Raw genomic sequence first — 22,235 nt, 5'->3', positions numbered from 1 at the left:
CCGACGTCGACCCGGGGTGCGCCTAGCGTCGGTCCGGTCACCAGGACGTGATGAAAGGTGCCACAAGCAATCATTCGGGATCCACCAAGGCACCGTCCCCACGCGGGTGCGGCATCCGACCGGCCACGCTGCGGACGGCAAGATGCTCCAGACCGTCACCTTCCCGGATCCAGGACGTCATCAATATCCGGAGACGAAGCGGACGCCCACGGTGGTGCTCAGAAGGTCGGTGAGCGCGCCATCGAGGGGTTCGTCGACTCCGCTGCGGTGGATCCGAGGGGACGGTGCCTCTGCGCGGTGCGCACTCGAGGTGCGGTTGCGTGATGGTCAAGTCGAAGTGGGTGTACACGTCACGAGGGACTCGTGTGCTTGTGGCTGCTGGTGGGTGGGTAGGCGAGCAGGGAGCGTAGCGTGCGGTCGAGGAGTCCTAGTGTCGTTTGCTCGTCGGCGCGGTCCAGGCCGAGGCGGTTCGCGTGCATGTGCATGATGCTCGCGGCCAATTGTTCTGGTGATTGCGTGCCAACACCGTCCGCCCAGAGAGCACGCAGCGCCGACACCAGCGGCGCCAGCGCCGCCCGTCGCCGCGCGAGGACCTCACCGACCAAGTCCCCGTTTTCACTCCATGGCTCGCCGGCGTCACCCCACGACCCATCGCCTGCTGCGCGCACCAGCGCCCGCATCCGAAGCTTGCGCTCGCGGAACAAATCGCTCGCCTCTCTCGCTGCGCTGGCAAGCCTCTTGGCCCACTCTGATTGCGTGGCGCCGTCATCACCGGCCAACAAAGCCAGCATGTCGGCAGCGCTTACGAGCCCCAGCTCCACCAGATTGAACTCGCTCGAGCGTCTGACCGACCGTGCAATGCCGAGCAGGCCCCGGACGGCCGTGCTGTCCGCACAGGCCATTGCCTCGCACACGGCGGTGGTTTCAGGTCCTCCATATCGCTCGAGTTCGCGCTCGTACGGCAGCACCTGCAGGCATGCCCGGGTTCCGGCCGCGATTGCCTCGCTCCCCCACCGGGTCACTGCGGGGAGAACCCGGTCGATCAGCACACCGGGCTCGCCGTGTATCCGCAGCCGCAGTTGCCGCTGCGGATCGGCGTACCGAAGAAAGAACCAGCCGTCGGCCAGGCCGCGCTCGACCAGCCCGTCGGCCATCTCCCCCAGGGACCCGGCAATCAGTTGATCCTCGGTGCGCCGGGGGCCGTCCAAGGTCAGGTACAGCCACTCTGAGCCCGGTGGACGGCGCCGCTGCTCATTGCTCCAAGTCGCGGCCTTGGGGCTGTGCGAGCCCTCGGCTGGGCGCGGCTGCTCAGACAACGCACGCACCAGCGGAACAACCAACTCCACGAGATGTTCGCCATGGGGCCCTATAAGCCACGCGTCGTCCGGGCCCGGAACTCCTTCGTGCAGAACAAGTGGACGGCGATCTGCTGCGCGAAGCGCCTCCATCAGCTCAGCACGGTGTGTGTCCTCGTCAAGATCCAGAAGCAGTCTGTGGTCGCCCTTGACGAGGTAGACCAGTCGCGGGACGCGCCACCGCCGGCGCCATTCGTCGAGGCGAGCATCGAGCTCCTTCGGCGCGCTCCGATCGGTCGGGAGGTCCGTCGAGCCAAGCCGCCATCGCGCCGGTGACAGCACAACGCGCCCGTGCCGGACCCGCGGCAAGAACGGCATCGCCGTCATCGGCCCCCAGTCGAACGAGGGGAGGTGAGTTCTGCCGTCGGAGGTCAGCTCCATCACGGCGCGGCACACCGGCGGGGCGGCTGCCGGGTTCAGCATGTGCCCGGCGGCGAGAAGCAACGGCCGCTCCGCTTTGTCCCACCACACTCGGAACCGTCCGTCCTCGAGTCCGACCGACAGCTCATCGACCCGCACAACCCGGTCGGGCGGCAGGCTCGGGGGTACGCCGATCGGCAGCTCGTAGCCGCGCACCAGCGGACGTACGGCGACATTCGCCGAACGTGCCGGCAATGGCCGGTACACGAGCTCGGCGACGATCGGCCCGGTTCGAGCGCCGGCGCCGACGGCCGCGTCCTCAGCCCCGGCGCTCTCGGCCAGCAGGTCGTTGGCCGCAGGGCTGAGCAGATCCGCGAATCGGCCGATCCCTCGTCCGGCCGCCTGTGCACCGAGATTCGGTCCGACGAAGAGCAGGTACTCACCATGGTCGAGATCCGCCCGCGTGCGCGCCGAGACGAAGGCGCTCAGCTCCACAGACGACGGCAATTGGCCGGGGTCGGGCTTCCAGGTCGAGAGCTGCTCGAGGAGCCGCTTGTCGAGCACCACTTCGCCACAACCGTCCCGGATCGCGGTCGAGGCAAGGTTGCGCAGTACGTCGGCCCGCCGGTCCTCCACCTCGACCGGCAAGGCGCCGTGCGTGTGTCGAAGGTCGTCTCCCGGCGCGCCCAGACCGAACCTGGGGTCGAGCAGCTCGAGCAGACCGACGCGGCGTTGATCGCCGTACCTCTCGTGGAACGCTGCGCGGTATCCCGCCAGGGGCGCCCAAGTCGGGTTTGGATGCAGGCGGAAGAGAAGGTCGACGGCCTGGCCGGCGTCCGCCGCGATCCGCCGGGTCACGCCGGTTCCGGACAGTGGCAGCGCGGAATCGACCTGCACGAGCTGTCGTCCGGAACCGCTCGGTGCGGGCAGGAGCTGGGCGGCGTCCTTCAACTGCGCTGCAAGCGCTTTGATCCTGCCCGTGGCTGCCTCCGGGTCCGCGTCGTCGACCGCACGGCACGCGCTCGCGGCGGTCGTCAACCGGGCCGACCATTCGACGGCCGTCGGTACGTTGCCGACGCCATCCAGGCCTTTGACGACATGAGCCAGCGGATCCGCGGTCAGAGTCGGCAGCAGTTCCGGCAACAGGAACTGCTGCTCTGCCAACTGTGCGAGCAGACGCTCCACCTTCGCTGGGGTGGCATCGCTCCGCGCCTGGATCCGCCTGGCTAGCTCGTCCCGGGTCACCCCGGCGCGCGCAAGCTTCAGGGCAAGGCGCACCACCGACGTAGCCCGGACCGACACGTCCGGCCCGCGGTGGGCTCCCCCGGTACCGAGGTCGGCCAGGTAGACCCGGCCGTCGCGCTCGAGCGCACACGTGTTGGCGTAGACCCGTAGGCCCGGCCGGCACTTCGGGTCGGCAGCCAGCCGGACGGCCACCTCGGTGAGCCACCCCATGTCAACGCGCGTACGGGTCGGGCGGCGGCCCGGCGCGATGGCGAGGTCAGTGTGGTCCGCCCAGTTGGCCAGGCCCACCGCGGCGAAGCCTCCGAACGGCGTGGGACGAGTGGCGGCCCGGATCAAGTAGCGCCGCAGCGCGGCCTGCGCTGCGCCGGCGGTCAGGCGAACCGCTGGTGCCGCCTCCAGCGCGTCGGCCAGGTCGGGGGATGCCACCGCCACCGCGAAGCGGATCTCGGGGTCAGACCACCAAGCGTCCAGCTCGGCTCCGATCTGCCGAAAGGTCTTGGCAGGTAGCAGCGGAGCCCGGACCGCCAGCCAACTCAATGGCCGGTACAGCGGCTCCGCAGGCTGTGAGTTCGCCGTCATGACAGCAGGAACATCCGGTCCCAGTCCGGACGTTGGTCGCCGTCCGGGCAGACCCCCAGCAGTGCGAGCGCGATCCCCGGTGCGCCGTCCAGCAGACCTGGATGATCGACGAGTACCCCCTCCGGCTCAACGCCGCGCACACCCAGGACCGATGCCGGGTCGAAGCCGGCTACCAGCTCGGCCGCCAGGGTGTCGGCCGTGGCCGTAAGGCACGGGTCGGCTAGGTCCACCGCGAATCGCCGCAGTACTTGCAGTTGGCCGGCCGAGCCGTGACAGAACGTCGGCGTGAACAGCGACCAGCTTGGCCGCGGCCGGGTCGCGACGGCCCGGACCGTACGCGCAGCAAGGCTCTGCCACTCTGCCTCCCCCACGGCCGCGCCTGCCAGCCACAGACTGCGCGCCACCCCGAGAGCGCCGTAACACCAAGCGGCCCGGCCTGGTGCTGACGCGTCCGTGGGCCGGTCGGCAGGGTCGAGTGCGACGGCGTCCGGCCAGTCCGGTTGCTGCGACGCTCCGGTCCGGTGCTCGACCAACCAGCTGGCCGCAACCTCGATCGCCTGCCGCCCCAGCGGCACTCGCAGTCCGGCCAGTAAGCCCAGCGACAGCAGCGCCAGCGGACCCGAGACCCCGTGGGCCATCCCGCAGTTGTAGTGCCCGCGAGGGAACGCCTCTCGAAGCGACCCGGTGGCCAACGCGGCGGGCGTGTGCCAGGCGCGAGGGTCGTCGGTGCTGACCAGCAGCCGGGCCAGGCCAGACAGCGCCAGGATCATGGTCTGGTCATCCACTCCGCCTACCGAACGCCTGTACTGATATCGCGTCAGCAGGTACACACCGACGCCGGTGAGCCCGGATACGAGATCGGCCTCGGCGGCAGCGCAACCCCGTGCCGTGGCCAGTCGCTCCGCCTCCGCCTGGACTCGAGGGGCGAGCACAGCGTCCACGCCCTCGAGCAACCGGAGATAGCGCCGCCGGCCGGCCGCCAGCTGAATCGCCGCGAAACCCACCCCCGCCAACCCGGAGAACAACGAGACGTCGTTTGGCCCCGCCGCGGCCACCGCGACAGAGAGGTGGTGATGGCCCGCCCGGTCCCAGCCGTGACCGGGCTCGCGGCGGTCCAGTTCAGCGCAGAGCAGGGCGATCCCCGCGTGACCTTGGGCCAGGCCCGCCGGCCGCCACGGGAGTACGTCGGCATACCGGGACTGCCGCGCCGCGGCGGCGATCGCCTCGGCCAAGATGGTTGGATCCGCCGCCCGGTCGGCGATCTGCGTCGCAACCACTGACGTCGTCATGGCTGCTGGCAGCCCGAATGGCAGGTGAAGCAGTGCGTCTGTGCCTGGGTCACACAGTCGCAGGTGGCGTGACAGGTCGCCTCGCAAGTCGCCTTACAGGTGTTCGCGCAGGTGGCCTGGCACGTCGCGTGACAGGTGTTGGCGCAGGTGTGGGCACACGTCGCCGGACAGGTGCCGTGACAAGTGGCAGGACACGTCGCGTTGTGCGTATCGCAGGTCTCGCCGGGGATCTCCCGTCCGGTCGGCAGATACAGCTCCAGCCCGCCCTGCGGGTCGAGGTCGCCCCAGGCCAGGTCGAGGTCGAACTCGTCGAGGCCTACGTCCTCATCCTCGGTGAACATCGTCGTTCCCGTTGCCCCGGTGTTCGAGGTCGTCGATCCGGGAGGCGAGAGCGGCGTTCGCCGTCCCTAGTTCGTTCACCGCGCCGACCAGAACGCCGGCCAGCCCGGCGTAGTCGACCGCCATCAGGCCGTCCGGCCCCATCGGGATCACCAACTCAGGAAAGACGTCCACAACTTCCTGGGCCAGTACTCCGGCCTGCCGCCGGGCGGGCGCTCCGGCATCGGAACCACGCGGCGTGAAGGTTACGGCTCGCACCTGCGCCAGGCGATCGACCACGTCGACGAGGTCGACGACGGCTGACTTGAGCCGCAGGTCCGACGGATTGCAGAACGTCACGGCGCAGACGGTGCCGTTCACGTGGACGTCGAAAGCTGGAGCGGAGGTCTTGACCCCCACCTGCCCGGATACGATCACGTTCCGCGAGACCTCGAGATCGGCCGGTTGGGCTCCTCCCACATGCACTGTCTGGGTGTTGTTCCAATTGAGGAACAGGCCGTCCGGACCGTCGTCATTGACTCGTTTGCCGTTCACGTGCCGGGTGGTCAGCGCGCCGTTGGCCCCAGCACCGATGACGGCGTCCGAATGCACGGCCAGACCGTCGAGCACTCCCTGGCCTGCGCTGAGGTTCCCGTCCACTCCGAGATTCGACCGCAGGTGAACCGGACCGCCCACGTCGGCGCCTCCCTGCACGGTCGCGCTGCCGCTGACCGCGAGGTCGCCATCCATCGCGACGTTCGCAGCCATTGCGACATCGCCACCCACGGTGAGATTGCCCGCCGTAGTCAGGTCGCCGATCGCCTCGACCCCGCCGGAGACCGTCAACCCGGAGGCCAGCGCGGTCGCCCCGGAGACGCGCAAGCCCGCTCCGAGATCGACGTCAGCCGCACTCCCGACCACCGACAGCGCCCGGCGCGCGGGCCCGTTCGACAACAGGTTGATGTCCAGTCCGCCGTCCGTACGGGGAGTCAGTTCGACGGTCGGCACCTGTCCGACCGGTAACGCGGTGGTCGAGTCACCGGTCGGAAGACGGAACTCCAGCCGTCCTGCCAGGGACCCGCTGAGGCGCCGCGGGCCGACCTCGAGGGCATCGACCAGACCGCTGCTGTCAAGGCTCACTGCGGCGAGCACGAGTTGGAGCCCGTCGTCGACGTACGTGACGGGATCGACCAGCCTGAGCCAGGGAGCCTGTCGCAGCACGAGCAGCCCGGCGTTCGCCTCCTCCACTTCACGCCAGGTCAGCGTGACCAGGAGTGCACCGGTCAGGCCAGTGGTGTCGACCGTGACCCCGGTAGCTGTGACCGGAACGGTCGGGATGTTCTGCACCCCGCTCGGGCCGACGAGTGGGTCGACGATCGCCGTACCACCTGCGGCCAGCACCACGACCCGCCCCGTCAGGTCGAGGGCTGTGCCAGGCGCGATCGTCACCCCGGCCGCGCCGACCGTCGCCGAGACCTGCAGGCCGGCAGCGACCCCGGAGCCGTGAAATGCCGAATTCCGCGCGTCGTCCGAGGCGAGCAGGTATCCCTCGACGTCCGTGCGGGACTCCGCCTTCGAGGTGAGACCCGTGCGCGGCGTGGGGTTCGGGCCGCTGACATTCCAGTACTGCGTCCGGACCAGTCCTGTGCTCATCGTTCTTCCTCTCACTCTCCCCCGGGGTACGGCTACGAGACGCTCTGGACTTGCGAACCCCGCCGGTCTTCGTCGCCGGCGTGGCCGGGGCCGGAGCCGGCTGTGTCATCGCTGCCGGCGCGCAAGAGTTCCTCGAGCACCTGGATCGCGCCGCTGATCCGCAGCAAGGTCTCCCGCAGCGCCGTCTCCTGCTGCAGCAACTCGCGCAGCCGGCCGTCGCCCACCTGGTATTCCCGCCTCAGTTCGTCCAGGCGTGCCTGGACCTGTTCGTCGGCCACGGTCATCTCATTCCTCCGCGTCGTCGGTAGTCGGGCGCCGGTAGTCGAGCAGACTCCTGTCGGGCGACACACCGAACAGCGACGGATGCAGGTAGCGGCCCACCGCCTCGTCCGGTTTCGCACGCTCGGTCACGATCCGATGGGCTTCGGCCCACATGTCCTGCCGTACGCCGGTGACCAGCCAGCACACCTTGACCTCACCCGGCTCGGAGCGAATCGCGAATCGGTTGTCCGCCACCTCCTCGGCCACCGTCAAGCGAGCCTGTAGGCCGACAGCTGTGAGCTGGTAGGTGAGATCCCGGTTGAGTGCCTCGAAGTACTCCGGCAGCTCGACCCAGGCCAGGCCGTCGACATCGGTGACCGCCGTACCCGTGTAGACGTTGAGCATCTCCGAGGACTCGACGAAGGAATGGGACAGAAACTTCTCCGCGGGTTCGAGCGGATGGTCGATGGTGAAGCCGCCACCCCCCTTGGACAACGTCCCGGTGACCTGTACGTCGCCGTCGAACGTTCCGGCCCACGGGGTCCCGGTCGCCCGGATGCCGATGTTGCCGCTGGCATCGATCCCGACCCCGGGGCGCAAGAACCCCGGGATCCCATGGTTCACGTCGCCGCGGGCCCGTACCGCGATATGCCCGCCAACATCGAGCCGCGCCGACGGCTCGGTGAGTCCGAGACCGAGCCCGACATTTCCGGAGGCGGTACTCATGGCCAGTCCCCACCCCGCCCCGTTCGCGCCGAAGAAGCCCACGTGGGTGGTGTCGCCCATCCCGACGAACGCGCGGTCGGCGTCCTCGTGGAACCAGACCCCGGCCGAGAAGGGGCCGTTGGCCCGCACCCGCATCCGGTGGAACACGTCGAACCCCGTCCCTTCGGAACCGTCCCCGGCCGCGACCGTCAGGGTTCCCGCGACGGTCGTGTCGCCCCCGACGGTGAGCGCCGACGGGACCTTCAATGCGCCGGCCAGCCGGGTGTCCCCGGTGCCGGCGGCGATCGTCAGCGCCTGCACCGGCGCCGGCTCACCAGGCAGGGCGAGCACCAGGTCGCCGCCGGCCGCCGCAGCCAGCGTGGCGACCTGGACCTGGCCCACACCCGCACCGGGCACCGAGGCGGGCGCCCGCAACTCGATGCGCCCGCTGGGTGTGCCCGCCAGTCGCCGCGATCCCGGAACCAGGTTGCCGACAAGCCCGCCGGGCTCGACGGTCAGGCCGGCCAGGACGAGCTGCTGACCGTCGTCCGTGAACCCGTCCACCGGCACCAGCCGAAGCCAGGGCGCGTGCGCGAGCACGAGCAAGCCCGCCTCCACTTCCTCGACCTCTCGCCAGGTCAGCGTCAGCAGCAACGCCCCGAGGTGGGGAGCGGTGTCCAGTTGCACACCATCCGGGCCGACGGCAACGGTCGGGATGTTCTGCACCCCAACCGCCCCCACTGATGGGTCGACCACCGCGAGGCCGCCGGCCGCCAGGGTGACCACCCGGCCCCGCGCGTCGACCGCCGTACCGGTGGAGATCTTGAGCGCGTCCGCGCCGTCGGGCGCGGAGACCTGCAGGCCCGCGCTCACGCCCCAGGTCTGCAGGCCCAACGTGCGGGCCTGGTCGAACGGGAGCAGGTACTCCTCGACATCCGTCCGGCTCTCGGCCCGCGCTGCCGGCCCGGAGATCGGCGTGGGGTTGGGCCCGCTGAGGTTCCAGTACTGCGTTCGCCTCAGCATCATGGGGTCTCCTTGTCCGGTGGCGGTGCGGTCAGAGAATCGAGGTGGTCAGGGTCCACAGCGTGTGGGCCGGCTTCTGCTCGGTGACGATGGCGCTGATGTTCCCCACCGCCTGGTCGAGGACGCGCTTGCGGGCCGCGGTGTCAGCCGGCAGCCGGGAATCGGTGAAGTGGATCGCCACGTCGAACTGGAACGGTCGCACCCTTCCCCAGTAGGGCTCGAGCCCGGACACCTCGGGCTGCCCGGGGTCGCTGACCACCAAGTGGTCGCCGACCGAGGCGAGTCCGGTCGGGTAGACGAACTGCCCGGGTGCCGTGATCCGTAGCAGCGCCGGAGGCTTGGCGCTGACGTCGACGGCATAGATCGCCGCCGGTTCGGCCACCGGGCCGATGAAGGGGTCGGTGGGCGAGGGTGCGAAGGGTTTGAGCCCGACGTCGAGCACGTACAGGGTGCTCCCGACGCCGACCATCCCGGTCGGCGCGATCAACGGGTTGGCCGCGGCGTCAGCGGGCAGCAGAAGCGTCTCGGTCCACGGGGCTGTCCGCCGATCCACCCGGACCACGTTGGCGGGGAACTCCGCGGCAACGCTCGGTTCCTGTTCGCCACCGTCACCGATCAGCAGCGTTCCACTCGACTCCACGACGAGAGACAACGGCTCGACCACCTTCGCGAGCTTGGTGCGCGTCACCGCCAACGGACCGGGCCGCACAGTCAACAGCGTCGGTACGGCGGCCTGCGGAGACCTCCCGCCACGGTCCAGCACCAGCAGATCGCCCGTCGCGGGCTCGACGGTCATCGCGACCATCCAGACCGCCGTACCGGGGACCGAGAGCGTCGTCACCAACGTCGCTTGCACTCCGTCGAAAGGAGCCGGTACGGCGAACAACCGCCCGGTCCGGGTCACGGCGTACAAGGTCTCAGGCGCAGCGGCCAGCGCCGGGCGAACGGCCACCGCCACGACATCCTTGAGCGTGGCCTGGTCCACCGCCAGGGGCTGCGGCCTCGGCGAGACACCCGCCAGGTGGTAGCGACCGGCCGGGTCGAGGTGCCACAACCGGCTCGGCAGCGGCACCGACGCCCCTTCGGGGAGCCCGATGTCCCCGACGAACAGGCTGCCGTCCGTGGCCGCGGTCACGCACCAGGGCCGAGTGAGCCCCTCGGAACGCACCTTCGAGCCGATCACCACCGGGCCTTGCGAGACGAGAGAGCTGACCTCGGACAGCGCGCCGGGCCGTGGGGTCACCACGAGCAGGCGCCCTCCGTCGTCCACGCTCACCCGAGGGCGCGCCTGGCCCACGGCGTACAGCTCGAGATACTGGTTCAAGCCGGCTCGGCGGCCCCGCAGCCGATAGATCTGTGCGATCTCCGCAGTGACCTTGCGTCGCTGGTATTCCGCCCACAGCGGTTGCCCCTGCAGCGTTGGGAACTCCAGCGCTACCCATGAGGCCAGCCAGGGCAAGAACGCGATGGGCGTCGTCCACGGATCGAAGAGCCGATGCAGGTCCGCGATCTCCTCGGTCAGCGCGGAGTGCTCGTGGTCGTTGCCTGGGTGTTCGGCGTCATGGTGTAGCAGCGTGACCGCGTCGGGCAGACCGGTGGCGACTTTCTCGAAGATCCTCAAGGCGGCGCCGAGCCCGAGCCGGACGTCGGACGCCTCACTCGTCGAGGGCGGTGCGTCGTTCGCCCACAGCACCGGCGGCAGATAGTTCAGATAGCTGCTCACGTCGCTCATCTGCCCAGCTCCGCTGTCCGTCATCGCGCTCACGCCTGAACCGGCGTCGTCTTGACCAGCTGAACCGCATCGGCCGCGGCGCAGACCAGCTCGTAGTCGGCCAGCCGGACCGACGCCCCGAACGGCGACAGCGCGAACGGCCGCTCCAGGTCGGGCTTGTAGACCCCGCCTGGACCCACCGGCGGGAAATGGTAGGCGGGAGTGTCCGGACGCACCTGGAGAACACTGATGTAGCCGATGTCCTCGGTCGGCATCAGAGCCTGGAACAAGTCCGACGTGAACACGGGATCGCCGACGTTCCAGCCCTTGCCCTCCGGTCCACCCCGGGTCGGATGCAGGAAGGCCCTGATCCGCTGCCGCGTGTCCGCCTCGATCGTTGCCCGGTCCGCGCCGGCGTCGAGCGCGAACTGCCAGACGATGATCTCGACGTTGACGATCACCGGCAGGTACCGGGGCGCGACGACCTCGAGGCGGGCGGTCAGATCCCGCCGGCTGTCGAGATAGGACTGCACCAGCCGGATCTGGTCCGGGGCGGGCTCCGGCCTGGGGACCTCGAGCCCTCGGTCGGGGACCACGATCAGGTTCGCCGTCCCCGGCGCGCGGACCAACCCGCCGAACTCCCATGGGTCTCCGGCGAGCCATGGCGGCGGCTGCCCCGGTGCGTCGGCGGTGTGCACGCGCGGCGGCAGGCATCGACGGATGACGAGGTCGTTGCTCGCCTCCCGGGCGAGGAACTCGTAGTCGTCCACCGTCACGGCTCGATAGCGGATCCGAAGCTCCTCGGGCGCACGACGCATCGTCTCCTCGATCGGCTCCTCGTCCGCGCCACCCCGCGCGGGCCCCAGATTGCTCACGGCCCGGACCCCGTCAGGCATGGCCACGCTCGGGGTTGTGCCCAGCACACTGACCTGACTCGGCCCGACGTTTCCTCCGGCGCCGGAGTCCACATAGCGGTAGCGGGCGGCTTGGATCCGGCGACCGGCGGGTGGTACCGAGCCGCTGCCGGTACCACTGCGGTCGTCGAAGTTGCCGAAGCGAATCTCGCCGGCCACGGGATCCACCCGGTAGACGTCTCCCGCTCCCGGGGGAAACTCGTCGACGAGGACCCACTCCTCCCAGGTCTCCGGTGTCACGGATTCGACCTGTACGACGAGATCGGCGTACGGCGTGGCGAGTCCCGGCCGGCGGAACAGCGGCCGGTACCGCAAGGGGAACACCTGGAAGGCCTGCCCGGTGCTCACCCCGACCACCTCAGCCGACCGGACGGTGAGTGCTGTCCGCGCGGAAGCGGCGTTGAACAGCAAGCGATCGATACCGACTGTCAGCGCCGGAGCCGCGTCGTCCGGCGCGCTGACACTCAGGCCCATCCAGAACAGTGGCTCCGCGACGGCGTCCGCCCCGGTCGCCGGGAGAACCGAAGTCCATGGCGCCGGCGGACCTTGGCCGGCCGCGCGCTGGGCCGCCCAGTCCGCGGGGATCGACAAGCGCAACGTTCCGTCGTGCCGCAGACCCTCGGTACCGTCGCCGAGCGCGGTCACGAGTGGCCAGTCCAAGGGCTCGAGCGTGCCCTTGGAGTAGGTACAGCTCACTGCCGCCGGCCCGAGCGCCGGAGCCGCCTGGTAGAGGCGCAGGTCGATCGACAACTCGGCCGTGCTGGCCTGGTCGAAGCCGAGGCACAGCTGGACGGTCTCGCCCGGCGGCACATCGAGCAGGTAGCTACCCGTCGGCGGACCGATCAGGGTGGCCGAGTTGTTGCTGTAGGCCCCTGGATCGTCGCCGGCCGAGAACGGCCCGAACGCCAGCGCCGCGGTGAGGGCGGCCGGCAGGACCACGAGATCCTCGTCAGTCTCGAAAGTCACCGGCTGCCCGCCGGGCGGCGCTACCGTCTGGGCCTGTGTCCCGGCGGGGACCACGACCGGTACGGCGGCCCCCGAAGTGAAGGTCAGGTGGGTCCTGGCCGGGCTCGGCGGATCACGGGTGATGCCGAGCAGATTGAGGAACGCGAGGTAGTTCTTCTCCGGGGTCTGGTTCAGCCGGAAGATGATCCCCTCACCCAGCCACGCGAACAGCTCGATCAGGGTGATGCCGAGGTCGCTCGGGTTGTGGTCGGTCCACTGGGGGGCGTACTTCGGGATCAGCGCCCGCATCTCGTCGACGAGGTCCTGCCAGGTCCGGTCGTCGAGGTCCGGCGGGATGATCCGGCCGCGGCGCGATTCCAGCGTCATCAGGCACGCTCCAGGGGGAAGGGGTACACCAACTGGTGCTCCTGCGCAGTCGCCCGCAACTGGTAGCGGATCTCGATCACGAGGATCCCGCGGTCGAGGTCGTTGGTCACCAGGACGTCGAGGACCTCGATCCTCGGTTCCCAGCGGGTCAGTGCGTCACTCACGTAGTAACCGGCGAGGCTGGCCGTGGTCGCGTTGTTCGGCGCGAAGATCAGGCTCTTGAGGTTCGCACCGAATCGGGGACGCATCAGGCGCTCGCCGTACTGCGTGCCGAGGATGATCCGGATCGAGTCCTCGACCTTGGCCACCCCAGCGGCTTCCCCGAGCCCGGTGGCGCCGATCTGCAGCGGAAAGGCCAGCCCCCGGCCGAGCAGCTCCCCGGCCATCATCCACCCACCGCGGCGCGCAACCGAGTCTGATTAGCCACTGCCGCGGCCAACGGTGGTCCGGGCGGCGGGGGCGGCTGACCGCTGGAGAACCCGGCCAGCACGTCGAGCAGCACCGACGTCCCCCCGACTGTCAGCTTGGACGTCTCCCCTGCCGTGACCGACGAGACTTTGGCGCAGTGAACCGTCGAGGTGTTCGGATTGTCGACGACCGTGCAGCCATTGATGGTCTTACCGGCCACGGACGCGAGCAGCACCGGCACCCCGGCCACAGTGAGCCGGGAGCTGCTGTCCGCCGCAACCGTGCCGGAATGGGCACACGTCACGTTGCTGTTCGAGGTCAGGACCGCAGGCGTGCTCATCGGCCGGCTCCGTCCGTCGTCATGTCACGTCCACCCCATCCGTGGCCAGCGTGATGGCAGTGCCTCCGGCTGCTGCCTCCAAGGTGATCTGCCCGGTGGCTTTGATCGAAAGATCTCCCGCGGCGCTGATGGTGAGTGTCCCTTTGCCGGCGTCATCGAAGGTGATCTCGTGGCCGGACCGGCTCTTGAGCACGCGCTTGCTGTTCGTCCCGTCGGCGTTCCCGGCCGGTGGCCGCTGGTTCGCCGTCCATAACGCGCCCAGCACATACGGTTTCGAGAGGTCGCCGTGCTCGAACGCGACGAGCACCTGGTCACCTTTGTCCGGCAGGGCGTAGAACCCGGCGCCGTCACCGGCCATCGGGCGCGCGCAGGGCGCCCAGCCGCTGATGAACGACTTGGGCAGGAGCCCGGGGTACCTCACCTTCACCCGTCCGATCGGCACCTGGGGCAGCGGGTCCAGCAGTTCGTTGTTCTCCTCCACCTCGGCCAGCACGACACCGAAGACGGGCTGAGCGCCGTTCGGTGACGGTTCCTCCAGCAGCTTCTTCCGCAGCATGCCCAGCAAACTGGAATGCCCGCGCGCGCTGATCGAGAAGTCGGTCGAGAACCCGTTCTGGTCGATCCGATGCGTCACCTTGCGCAGCCGGTACGTGCCGCTGAACCGACGGCCGACCCCGGCGATCCGGACGTACTGCCCGGCCGCCAGGTCCGCGATCCCGATGCACGACCCGGTCCCCTCGTACAGCCCCTCCAGCAGGTTCTGCAGGACTGCCTTGGCGACCATCGCCGCCTGGACCGGATTGCCGATCGCCTCGTGCCGGATCCCCTTGCGCACGAACGATGTCAGCAGTTGCATCGCCGAGGAGCCGAGCCGCTCGACCAGGTTCTCGGGATCGACGTCCAGCGCCAGGATGGTGATCGTGAGCGCCTGTGCCAGTTCCTGGCTGTAGACCCGGACTTCTTGTACGCCGGCCAGCCCCGCAGCCGAGATCCGCGGTTTGAAGCTGGACAGATTCTTCCCCCACTGCAGAGTGTGCGCGGCGAACTGCGGACGCGGGAAGTGGAAGTGGAGCCGGTCCCATTCGACGTACACGTCGAAGAAGTACTGGTCGGCGCACGCCTTCAGGAAGGCCATGTCGCTCTCGAGCTTGACCCGGGTCGTGATGAACGGGGCCGGATCCACCACCGGGATCAGAGCGTTCTCGGCTGCGATCTGTGCCGCGACGATGCTGTCGTTGATGGCAGGGTAGCTGCGCGGCTCCGGCTGGGTACGCCGCAGCAGGTACGACTTGTCGTAGCCGGACACGGCGATCGTCGGCGGACCGTCGGCGGGGAAGGACGGCTCGATCGCCGCCACCTCGCCGAGGAACGCCGGCACTAGGTCGTGCCCGTACCCGAGGTGGATCTCGACCGTCTTTCCCAGGTCCAGCAGCGCCGAATCGAGCAGCCGGTTGTCGGGGTTGCGCAGATTCAGCGTGAAGGAGCCGGCCAGATCGAGGTCCGTCTCCACGGTCAGGCTCAGCACCTGGCCGGCGAGGTCGGCCGCCAGCGTCACGCCGGACACTCGCACCTCGAACCGTGGGGCGAAGGGTGGCGCGCTCATGGCGTCCGCCCCGACCCGACGGCCGATGGGATGACAAGGGTCGCCCCGGTCACCAGCGAGAACGGGTCGACGACGCTGTTGGCGCGAGCGATCTCCCGCCACCGCCCGGGATCGCCCAGGTAGGCGCCAGCGATCCCGCTGAGCGTGTCTCCCTGCAGGACGACGTGAACGGCGCCCGAGACGCTCGCGGACAACCTCTCTACCGTGGCAGCGACGCCGGGGATCGCCGAAACCAGCGCGGACGCGGTGGGCGATCCCAGGAAGAGTCCCTGCTGGATCTCGAGCGACATCTCGACGTACTCCTGCAACCGCACCGACATCGTCGAGCGGACGGGGGTGCCGTCGCGGCCGAACATCGTGAATCGCTGGCCCGCGTCGGTCAGCACGCAGCGGAACTGCACCCACCCGAGCGAGAACAGCAACACCGGCGGTGCCAGGGTCTGCGGCTCGGTGTCCAGCAGGCGGACGATCGGCGCAGTGTACGCGCGGACATCCTCACCGGTCTCGTAGGTGTCGAAGAACAACTCCATCGTGAGGACGCGGTTCTTCCCGCGGACGTACTGCAGCGGAGACGCGTTCAGCCCAGGGATGCCGACCTCGGCGAACTGGTTGCCCTGCTCGAGCTTCAGCTCCTCGGGGTTGTACATCACCGGGTGGCCGACACCGGTCGTGGTGTCGATCAGGATCGCCTTGGCCAGCTCGTTGGCGATCGGCCGGTCGACGAGCCGCTTGGTGGTCCGCAGCGAGACCGGCCGTGGTGGTGTCGGTGTCGCCATCTCAGCCTCCTCGTTCGAAGTCGGTGCGCAGCCGGTGCATCACGTCGTCGATCAGGCCCTGGCGAAGTGCCTCGAGGTCGACCGGCTCCGGCGCGGTGTCGTCCGCACGATCCACCTCGGCCCGCATCGGAGTGGCCGCGGCACTCGACGTCGCCGCGGCGACCGGAAGCGGCCGGAGCGTGGACACCTCCGGCGGGCGAGACGCGAGCCTTCCAGCTCGGGACCCTGCCCCGTACGGCGGCGTCGACGTGTGATCGTTGTGCCCGGCACCCAGCGGGTCCCGTCGTGCCAGCCACTCGACCTGCCCGGCTGTCCTCTCCTCGGCGGTGACTCCCGCAGGGCTGGTCCGACGACCCGCGCCGCCCGGCGCCAGCAGGGCGGTGACGTGACTCGCCTCGTGCGCCAGCAGGGCGAAGCCGGCTGGGGTGTCCGGCCGGAACCGCCCGGCGCGCAGATGAACGTCGGCGCCGATCGTCACCGCATCGGCTCGTTGGGACCGCGCAGTGGCATCGGCGGCGGCATCAGCCCGGACCCGGAACTGGTCGGCGCCCGGCCCGGCCACGTTCCGCAGCCGCGCGCGCAGGTCGACCGGCAGTATGCGCTCGGGACTCTCGGGCCGACGTACCGCGGCGGCGGGTTCGGCCGTGGCGTCGGCCGGTTGCGGGCGGCCGGTCAGCGCCGGGTCAGCCGGGAATCGGATCGATCGCGGCGGTCGCGGGGTCATCGCCCGTGGTTCCCCGCTCTCGTCCCGTTCGAACCGCCGCTCCCATGACTGGCTCAGCGACTCGACCCGGGCGAGCACCGGGGCGAACCCGGCCGCCCACGCATAGACCGGCAGGTGACGGCGCCGCAGCAGTTCCCCGACGACGGTGAGCCGCTCGCCGAGCAAGAGCGGCCGCGGAACGTCGTCGTGAACGTCGTCGTCCGGCTGCGTCACTCCGCCACCCCCTCCGGTGTCGTCAGCTCGACTCGAGCTGACCTGTGATCTCTTGCACCCAGCGCATGCGCTGCGCATGGTCCAGGGTCAGCACCTCCGTGAGGGTCCAATGTGCGTGTCGACCGAGAAAGGCTGCCTCCTGGTGGACCCGATCCAGGGGGTAGCCGACTATCCCCCCAGGAGTGGGACCTCCACCTCGTGGACCTCACCGCAGTGCGGGCAGGCGACGGTCAGCACCTGCGGAGTGAGGCCGTTGATGCGGTTGTAGAGGTCCTGCAGGTGCGCCAGATCCTCCGAGAACAAGCCCTCGACGACGCCCGCGTTGATCTCCCGCAGGCTGCCGAGCCGGGTGACCACCCGGGTCAGCAGCAGGATGATCAGGTAGGCCGGCCAGTTCTGAACTCGCGGATCGCGCAAGGGATAGATCTCGTCCGCCGCGGTCGCCAGCCGCATCGTGCCCGCACGATGCAGAGTGCCCTCGGCGTCGACGTACCCCTTGGGGAGCTCGAACGGCACCTCGGTGACCAACGGACTCGCGATCATGCCCGGGTCAGCCCTTCGTGCGCCAGAACCAGAGTCTCGATCAGAATCTCGCTGCCCTTGGCGTTGAACGCCGAGCTCTCCCATTTAGTCGGCCAGGCCCGGGCGAAGTTCCATCGCGTCACCTCGGAACTGTTGCTCAGATCGAAGACGACGATCGAGCCGTTCTTGCGCAGGACCAGGCCCTGCACGATCTGCAGCCGCCACTCCCACAGCTCGGTGGAGGTCGTCGCTCCCCACTTGAGCGAGATATCGGTGTACGTCGTCTTGCCCGGCAACTTGCGCACGGTGACGTTGTCGCCGCCCTCGCGGTTCTCGATCACCTCCGTGGTCGAGCCGAGCCCGGTGCATTCGGTGAAGCTGGCCTGCGCGATCCCGTCGAGCTCGACCAGGAAGTTGAAACTGCGGTACGGATCGACGCGTTGCCCTGTCTGCGGCATCTCCTTGCCTCCCAACCCTGAGTTGCCGGCCCGGCCGAGTCGCGCTCCGCCGGGACCGAGCGGTCAGCCCTCGGTGACCTTCGCCCCGCCGTCCCACAGGCCGATCCGGAGGATGATGTGCTCGGCGGGCCGGGTCACGGCCAGCCCGATCTCTACGTACACCTCGCCCCGGTCGCGCACCGGCGCCGGGTTGATGGACTCGTCGATGGTCACGTAGAACGCGTCCTTCGCGGTCCGCCCGAACAGGCCGCCCGCCTCCCACACCCTGGTCAGGAACTCGGTGATCGAGCGCTCCAGACCTTTCCACAGCGCGATGTTGTTCGGCTCGAAGACAGCCCAGCGCAGTCCCTCGATCAGCGAGTCCTCGATGTAGGACACCAGTCTTCTCACGTTCACGAACCGCCACGGCACGTCAGCGGTCAGGGTGCGTGCCCCCCACACCAGGGGCGGCCCGCCCGGGAACCTGCGCAAGCCGTTGATGTTCTTGTTGTTCAGGAAGCCTTGCTCGATCTCGTTCAGCGTGTAGTCGAGACCGACGGCGCCACGCAACTGCTCGTTCGCCGGCGCCTTGTGCACCCCGACGGTGCTGTCGCAGCGGGCCATCACGCCGGCGATGTGCCCCGACGGCGGGACCGCGATCGGGGCGGCGGTGGCATCGCCGCCGGGATCCGGAATCAGGATCCACGGCCAGTAGAGCCCAGCGAATCCGCTCTCCGACAGCAGTCCGCCGCGCTGGGTCAATAGCGGCCCGTCGGCCTTCAGCGGATTCGTGTCCTGGACGCCGTCCAGGATCGCGAACCGATCGCGCATGTCCTCACAGTGCTTGATCACCTTGTCCTTCTGGGCCGCGGCATCGACCAGGCCGGGCACGCACACGAGCCCGACATCGGGCAGCCTGGTGAGCTCGTCCAGTGCGCCGTCCAGACCGGCCGCGTCCTTCGTCGGTACGACGTACGCCAATGTCCCGCCGTTGTCGAAGAAGCCGCGGACGGCGTACGGCAGGTTCAGACCGGCCTTGTATTCGCCCAGCGCCTCCTTGTACGCGTTCCAGCTCGTCACCGCGACGGGCTTGCCGAGCGCGTTGCCGGTGGGGAGCGTGGCGGTGGTGCCGATCAGGGCGGCCACACTCGTTCCCGCCCCCTCGATCGGGCCCGCGGGAGTGATCTCCTCCAAATGGATCCCGGGTGCCGCTGTCGCATAGTCGACCATCGCTTGTCCTCCGCCTCCCCTTGTCTTCGACCGGTGGAAAGAACTGCTCTAGCTGTCAGGGTCCGGACAGGACCACGGTGTGGGTCTGATGGTCTGCCGCATACGTCACGGTGACTTGTTCGACGGGCTTCGCCGGCGCTTGCACACTCAACGTGTAAACGCCGAAGCCGAGCCCGGGCACGATGAACGTCCCGTCCCTCGCCGAGGTGGTCTGCGCGCCGGTCTCGACCACTGTGACGACGACCGCCGGCACCGGTGTGAGGGCGTGATCGAGCACCCGCCCGGCCAGCGTGGGATCCGGGATGGACGTGCTGGTGATCTGAATACTCTCCACCTGCGGGAGATCCTCGACCTGGTCGAACGGCTCGACGGTCAGGGTGACGGTGACCGAGAAGGCGGGTCGGGGTGCGATCCCGAGAGCGCTCCAGAACTCGCCGTTCGACCGTCCTTCCTGGGTCTGAGCGACGACCGTCGGCAGCGGGTAGAGCTGGGGCGGATTCTTCAGCGAACCACGCAGGAAACGATCGTCCACGATCGGAAACCGGCTCAGCCACCGCAGCGCGAGGCCAAGGAGGTGATGCTCCTCAGCGGCCTTGAGTGCACCGGCTTGGGCCGACCACGCCGTGGTCAGATAGGTGCAGTCCACGCGAAGCGGCGGCATTCGCGAGGTGTACCCGTCGCCGACCCGCTCCATCACCCGTGCCTCGTCGCGCAGCGTCCGATTCTCGGTCACCTCGTGCAGGAACAGGTTCACGGTGGCCTGCGCCGGCTTGTAGTCCTTGTCCGGGGTGTCGAAGCTGACGTCCGCCGCTTGCAGTTCGGCCGGGCCCGCGGCGTCGTCGAGCAGCGCCTTCAAGGTGGCATCCAAGTCCTGGAACACGGCCGCTCACCGCCCTTGGTCCGCGAATGGTTCCGGCGGAAGCCGGCCCATCTTCTGGAACTCGCGCCGGATCGCCCGCAGTACGGTCGCCCTCTCGATGGGCCGGCCCTGCGCGGCAGCCAGATAGGCCGCATGCAGTACGGCGTTCTTGATCCCGGCGCCGGACAACCGGAAGTCGCGGGCCAGCGCGGCGATGTCCACGTCGTCGTCCACCGGGGCTTCCGCGGGGAAGCTGACCCGCCAGATGCCCTCCCGCTGCGTCTCGTCCGGAAAGGGAAAGTCGACGACGAACTGGAGCCGGCGGGTGAACGCCTCGTCGAGGTTCTCGCGCAAGTTGGTGGCCAGGATCGCGATGCCGTCGTACTGTTCCATCCGCTGCAGCAGGTACGACGTCTCGATGTTCGCGTAGCGATCGTGCGCGTCATGAACCTCGGACCGCTTGCCGAACAACGCATCCGCTTCGTCGAACATCAGGATCGCGTCGGCCTCGGCAGCGGCCGAGAAGATCTGCTCGAGGTTCTTCTCGGTCTCGCCGATGTACTTGCTCACCACCGCCGACAGGTCGATCGACAACAGGTCGAGGGCCAGCTCACCGGCGACCACCTCGGCCGCGGTGGTCTTGCCGGTCCCCGGCGGCCCGGTGAACAGCGCGCTGGTTCCCTGGCCGCGCGGCAGCTTCCGGTCGAACCCCCATGCGTGCAGAACCGTCGATCGCAGCCTGACCCGCGAACACAACTCCTCCAGCTGCGTCGTGGTGTCGGGCGGCAGGACGAGGTCGGCCCACGAGCACGCCGGCTCGATCCGGCGGGCCAGCGCCGTGAGCCGGTGGCCGGTCTGCCGACGCGCGGTCGCGAACAGCTGGTTCTCGGTCGGCTGCCCGGTCCCGCCCGCGACCACCACAGCGCTCGCTACGGCCTCGGCGATCCGCGCTGGTCCGAAGGAGAATCGACCGGCCAGCGTATCGACCAGTTCAGGTGACGAGGCGACCCCCGACTGGTCGAGACATCGCGCCCAGGCGGCGCGCCGGGTGGGCAGATCCGGTCGGCCGAACGCCACCTCGAGTAGACCGATCGGTCGGTCTCCGATCGCCGACCATGGCTGGCTGCCCGCGAGCACACTAATGCCGCTGTGCTCGACCAACAACTCGACCAATGTCTCGACAAGGCCCGCCGGGCCGTCCGAGGGGAGCGCGTCGACATCACTGATGAACAACAGTGCGCCCTGCAATTCGGCTTCGCGAAATGCTCGGGTCACAACGGTCGCGGCCTCGCCGTACGCGCTGGGAAGGTACGCCGTGCTCAGGGTCAGCACCGGAAGCCGGAGCTCCCCCGCCAAAGCCTCGGCGGCGGCCCGCCGACCCGAGCCCGCTGGGCCGTGCAGATGGATTCGCAGCGGGTGCCGGCCGTTCGCCGCCCGGGCTGCGTGGAGAACCGCCTGCCGGACCTCCGGCGGCAGCGGTGTCTCCGCCCAGCGGCCCCGCGGCGAAGTCGTGAGCCTGCAATGGGCGGCCAGCTGTCGATCGAGACCATGCTGCAGCAACAGCAGGCTGGTCACTTGCTCGTCGACCACGACCGTCTGCGCCAGCAGCGGCGTGAGCGGGACGCGCTCCTCCCCCGCCAGCCGAAGCAGCAGGCGGTCGAGCAGTGGGGCGTCGGCGGCGAACAAGGCCCGGCGAGCAAGCTTCTCCCCGGCCGAAGAGCTGACCAGGTCGAGTACCAGGTCGACCGTCGGGCGCCGCCGGCTCACATCGTCCTGCAGATAGCCATAGAGGCGCTCGTAGCGAAGATCGGCCTCAGGGGCTAGCGCTATCAGGAGGACGTCGAGTTCGACATCGGTGAGGCCGATGGTGTCGCGCAGCCACGCCCAGCCCTCGTGATGCGCCGCGATGTCCGCCCAGGCCGGCTCGAGCGAGCGGTCCGGCACACCCGCCCGGTGCGCGCACAACGGCTCTCCCAATGGTCGGCTCAGTACGTCGGCGGCCTGATCGTCGCTGATGTAGAGCCCACGGAATGAGTCGTGGCCGGCCGCGCTGCCGAACCTCACGCGAGCCTCGGCGACTGCCGCAGCCAGCAGGCTGTCAAGTCGCTCGAACGGTCGGCGCCAATCCGCGGCCGGCCCGGCCGGCGACGCGGCGAGAGCGCGCAGCGAAGACACGACGTCGCCCATGTGCCACCCCCGGCCCCTACGCGCCGATCGGCGGAGGAGACGAGGCTTCCGCCTGATGTACGCGCCTTATCGACGCTAGGGAGGGGCCGAGTTGGTGTCAAGGCGTCAGGCGGGAACCACACACGGTTTGCCCGCGTCGTGGATCTCCCCGCAGATGCCGGGTCCTCGACCTTGCCCGGACCCTCCGTCGA

The 22,235-nt window shown here is 69.3% G+C and carries 19 protein-coding genes; all 19 read right to left on the bottom strand.

Annotated features, from left to right (window positions below; all coding sequences use genetic code 11):
- Nucleotides 1–350: 350 nt before the first annotated feature.
- A complete protein-coding gene (locus OG558_RS32620; RefSeq protein WP_405066404.1) occupies nucleotides 351–3,539 on the bottom strand; it encodes a lantibiotic dehydratase in 3,189 nt (1,062 codons plus the stop codon).
- Nucleotides 3,536–4,828, bottom strand: a complete 1,293-nt coding sequence (locus tag OG558_RS32615) for a lanthionine synthetase C family protein (RefSeq protein WP_405066403.1) — start codon at nucleotides 4,826–4,828, stop codon at nucleotides 3,536–3,538. Before OG558_RS32615 ends, OG558_RS32620 begins: the two co-directional genes overlap by 4 nt.
- Complete coding sequence (locus OG558_RS32610; protein WP_405066402.1) at nucleotides 4,825–5,169, bottom strand: hypothetical protein; 345 nt, start codon at nucleotides 5,167–5,169, stop codon at nucleotides 4,825–4,827. Before OG558_RS32610 ends, OG558_RS32615 begins: the two co-directional genes overlap by 4 nt.
- Nucleotides 5,153–6,799, bottom strand: coding sequence for a tail fiber domain-containing protein (locus OG558_RS32605; protein ID WP_405066401.1), 1,647 nt, complete (start codon nucleotides 6,797–6,799; stop codon nucleotides 5,153–5,155). Before OG558_RS32605 ends, OG558_RS32610 begins: the two co-directional genes overlap by 17 nt.
- A gap of 32 nt (nucleotides 6,800–6,831) precedes the next feature.
- Complete coding sequence (locus tag OG558_RS32600; RefSeq protein WP_405066400.1) at nucleotides 6,832–7,083, bottom strand: hypothetical protein; 252 nt, start codon at nucleotides 7,081–7,083, stop codon at nucleotides 6,832–6,834.
- A gap of 1 nt (nucleotide 7,084) precedes the next feature.
- Entirely contained in the window at nucleotides 7,085–8,791 is a 1,707-nt protein-coding gene (locus tag OG558_RS32595; RefSeq protein ID WP_405066399.1) for a hypothetical protein, read from the bottom strand.
- A gap of 28 nt (nucleotides 8,792–8,819) precedes the next feature.
- Nucleotides 8,820–10,520 (bottom strand): phage tail protein, encoded by a 1,701-nt coding sequence (locus OG558_RS32590; protein WP_405066398.1) that lies wholly within the window; start codon nucleotides 10,518–10,520, stop codon nucleotides 8,820–8,822.
- A 29-nt stretch (nucleotides 10,521–10,549) separates the two neighbouring features.
- Nucleotides 10,550–12,745: a baseplate J/gp47 family protein gene (locus OG558_RS32585; RefSeq protein WP_405066397.1), complete on the bottom strand. Its 2,196-nt coding sequence runs from the start codon at nucleotides 12,743–12,745 to the stop codon at nucleotides 10,550–10,552.
- A complete protein-coding gene (locus OG558_RS32580) occupies nucleotides 12,745–13,134 on the bottom strand; it encodes a GPW/gp25 family protein (protein WP_405066396.1) in 390 nt (129 codons plus the stop codon). Before OG558_RS32580 ends, OG558_RS32585 begins: the two co-directional genes overlap by 1 nt.
- A complete protein-coding gene (locus OG558_RS32575; RefSeq protein WP_405066395.1) occupies nucleotides 13,131–13,493 on the bottom strand; it encodes a hypothetical protein in 363 nt (120 codons plus the stop codon). The genes OG558_RS32580 and OG558_RS32575 overlap by 4 nt, the downstream gene beginning before the upstream one ends.
- A gap of 19 nt (nucleotides 13,494–13,512) precedes the next feature.
- Nucleotides 13,513–15,096: a phage baseplate assembly protein V gene (locus OG558_RS32570; protein ID WP_405066394.1), complete on the bottom strand. Its 1,584-nt coding sequence runs from the start codon at nucleotides 15,094–15,096 to the stop codon at nucleotides 13,513–13,515.
- Entirely contained in the window at nucleotides 15,093–15,872 is a 780-nt protein-coding gene (locus OG558_RS32565; protein ID WP_405066393.1) for a LysM peptidoglycan-binding domain-containing protein, read from the bottom strand. The genes OG558_RS32570 and OG558_RS32565 overlap by 4 nt, the downstream gene beginning before the upstream one ends.
- Nucleotide 15,873: 1 nt before the next feature.
- Nucleotides 15,874–16,809 carry a DUF4157 domain-containing protein gene (locus OG558_RS32560; RefSeq protein WP_405066392.1) on the bottom strand — a complete coding sequence of 312 codons (936 nt, stop codon included), beginning with the start codon at nucleotides 16,807–16,809 and terminating at the stop codon, nucleotides 15,874–15,876.
- Nucleotides 16,810–16,831: 22 nt separating this feature from the next.
- Complete coding sequence (locus OG558_RS32555; RefSeq protein WP_405072246.1) at nucleotides 16,832–16,966, bottom strand: DUF6760 family protein; 135 nt, start codon at nucleotides 16,964–16,966, stop codon at nucleotides 16,832–16,834.
- Nucleotides 16,967–16,977: 11 nt separating this feature from the next.
- The gene (locus tag OG558_RS32550; protein ID WP_405066391.1) at nucleotides 16,978–17,352 is read right to left on the bottom strand and encodes a hypothetical protein; all 375 of its coding nucleotides are present in this window, start codon (nucleotides 17,350–17,352) and stop codon (nucleotides 16,978–16,980) included.
- Entirely contained in the window at nucleotides 17,349–17,789 is a 441-nt protein-coding gene (locus OG558_RS32545; RefSeq protein ID WP_405066390.1) for a phage tail protein, read from the bottom strand. The genes OG558_RS32550 and OG558_RS32545 overlap by 4 nt, the downstream gene beginning before the upstream one ends.
- Before the next feature lie 63 nt (nucleotides 17,790–17,852).
- Nucleotides 17,853–18,998: a phage tail sheath family protein gene (locus OG558_RS32540; RefSeq protein ID WP_405066389.1), complete on the bottom strand. Its 1,146-nt coding sequence runs from the start codon at nucleotides 18,996–18,998 to the stop codon at nucleotides 17,853–17,855.
- A 55-nt stretch (nucleotides 18,999–19,053) separates the two neighbouring features.
- Nucleotides 19,054–19,878 carry a DUF4255 domain-containing protein gene (locus OG558_RS32535; RefSeq protein WP_405066388.1) on the bottom strand — a complete coding sequence of 275 codons (825 nt, stop codon included), beginning with the start codon at nucleotides 19,876–19,878 and terminating at the stop codon, nucleotides 19,054–19,056.
- Between the two features lie 6 nt (nucleotides 19,879–19,884).
- On the bottom strand, nucleotides 19,885–22,044 hold the full coding sequence (locus OG558_RS32530; protein ID WP_405066387.1) for an ATP-binding protein: 2,160 nt from the start codon (nucleotides 22,042–22,044) through the stop codon (nucleotides 19,885–19,887).
- Between the last annotated feature and the right edge of the window lie 191 nt (nucleotides 22,045–22,235).

Source organism: Kribbella sp. NBC_01510, from assembly GCF_045040325.1.
Classification (GTDB): domain Bacteria; phylum Actinomycetota; class Actinomycetes; order Propionibacteriales; family Kribbellaceae; genus Kribbella.
Note: the sequence above shows the minus strand (reverse complement) of the source record. Positions and strands in the feature narration are given on the sequence as shown.

Coding starts and splice junctions, on each gene's coding strand:
- OG558_RS32620 (WP_405066404.1), bottom strand. CDS start 3,539: ATGACGGCGAACTCACAGCCTGCGGAGCCGCTGTACCGGCCATTGAGT.
- OG558_RS32615 (WP_405066403.1), bottom strand. CDS start 4,828: ATGACGACGTCAGTGGTTGCGACGCAGATCGCCGACCGGGCGGCGGAT.
- OG558_RS32610 (WP_405066402.1), bottom strand. CDS start 5,169: ATGTTCACCGAGGATGAGGACGTAGGCCTCGACGAGTTCGACCTCGAC.
- OG558_RS32605 (WP_405066401.1), bottom strand. CDS start 6,799: ATGAGCACAGGACTGGTCCGGACGCAGTACTGGAATGTCAGCGGCCCG.
- OG558_RS32600 (WP_405066400.1), bottom strand. CDS start 7,083: ATGACCGTGGCCGACGAACAGGTCCAGGCACGCCTGGACGAACTGAGG.
- OG558_RS32595 (WP_405066399.1), bottom strand. CDS start 8,791: ATGATGCTGAGGCGAACGCAGTACTGGAACCTCAGCGGGCCCAACCCC.
- OG558_RS32590 (WP_405066398.1), bottom strand. CDS start 10,520: ATGAGCGACGTGAGCAGCTATCTGAACTATCTGCCGCCGGTGCTGTGG.
- OG558_RS32585 (WP_405066397.1), bottom strand. CDS start 12,745: ATGACGCTGGAATCGCGCCGCGGCCGGATCATCCCGCCGGACCTCGAC.
- OG558_RS32580 (WP_405066396.1), bottom strand. CDS start 13,134: ATGATGGCCGGGGAGCTGCTCGGCCGGGGGCTGGCCTTTCCGCTGCAG.
- OG558_RS32575 (WP_405066395.1), bottom strand. CDS start 13,493: ATGAGCACGCCTGCGGTCCTGACCTCGAACAGCAACGTGACGTGTGCC.
- OG558_RS32570 (WP_405066394.1), bottom strand. CDS start 15,096: ATGAGCGCGCCACCCTTCGCCCCACGGTTCGAGGTGCGAGTGTCCGGC.
- OG558_RS32565 (WP_405066393.1), bottom strand. CDS start 15,872: ATGGCGACACCGACACCACCACGGCCGGTCTCGCTGCGGACCACCAAG.
- OG558_RS32550 (WP_405066391.1), bottom strand. CDS start 17,352: ATGATCGCGAGTCCGTTGGTCACCGAGGTGCCGTTCGAGCTCCCCAAG.
- OG558_RS32545 (WP_405066390.1), bottom strand. CDS start 17,789: ATGCCGCAGACAGGGCAACGCGTCGATCCGTACCGCAGTTTCAACTTC.
- OG558_RS32540 (WP_405066389.1), bottom strand. CDS start 18,998: ATGGTCGACTATGCGACAGCGGCACCCGGGATCCATTTGGAGGAGATC.
- OG558_RS32530 (WP_405066387.1), bottom strand. CDS start 22,044: ATGGGCGACGTCGTGTCTTCGCTGCGCGCTCTCGCCGCGTCGCCGGCC.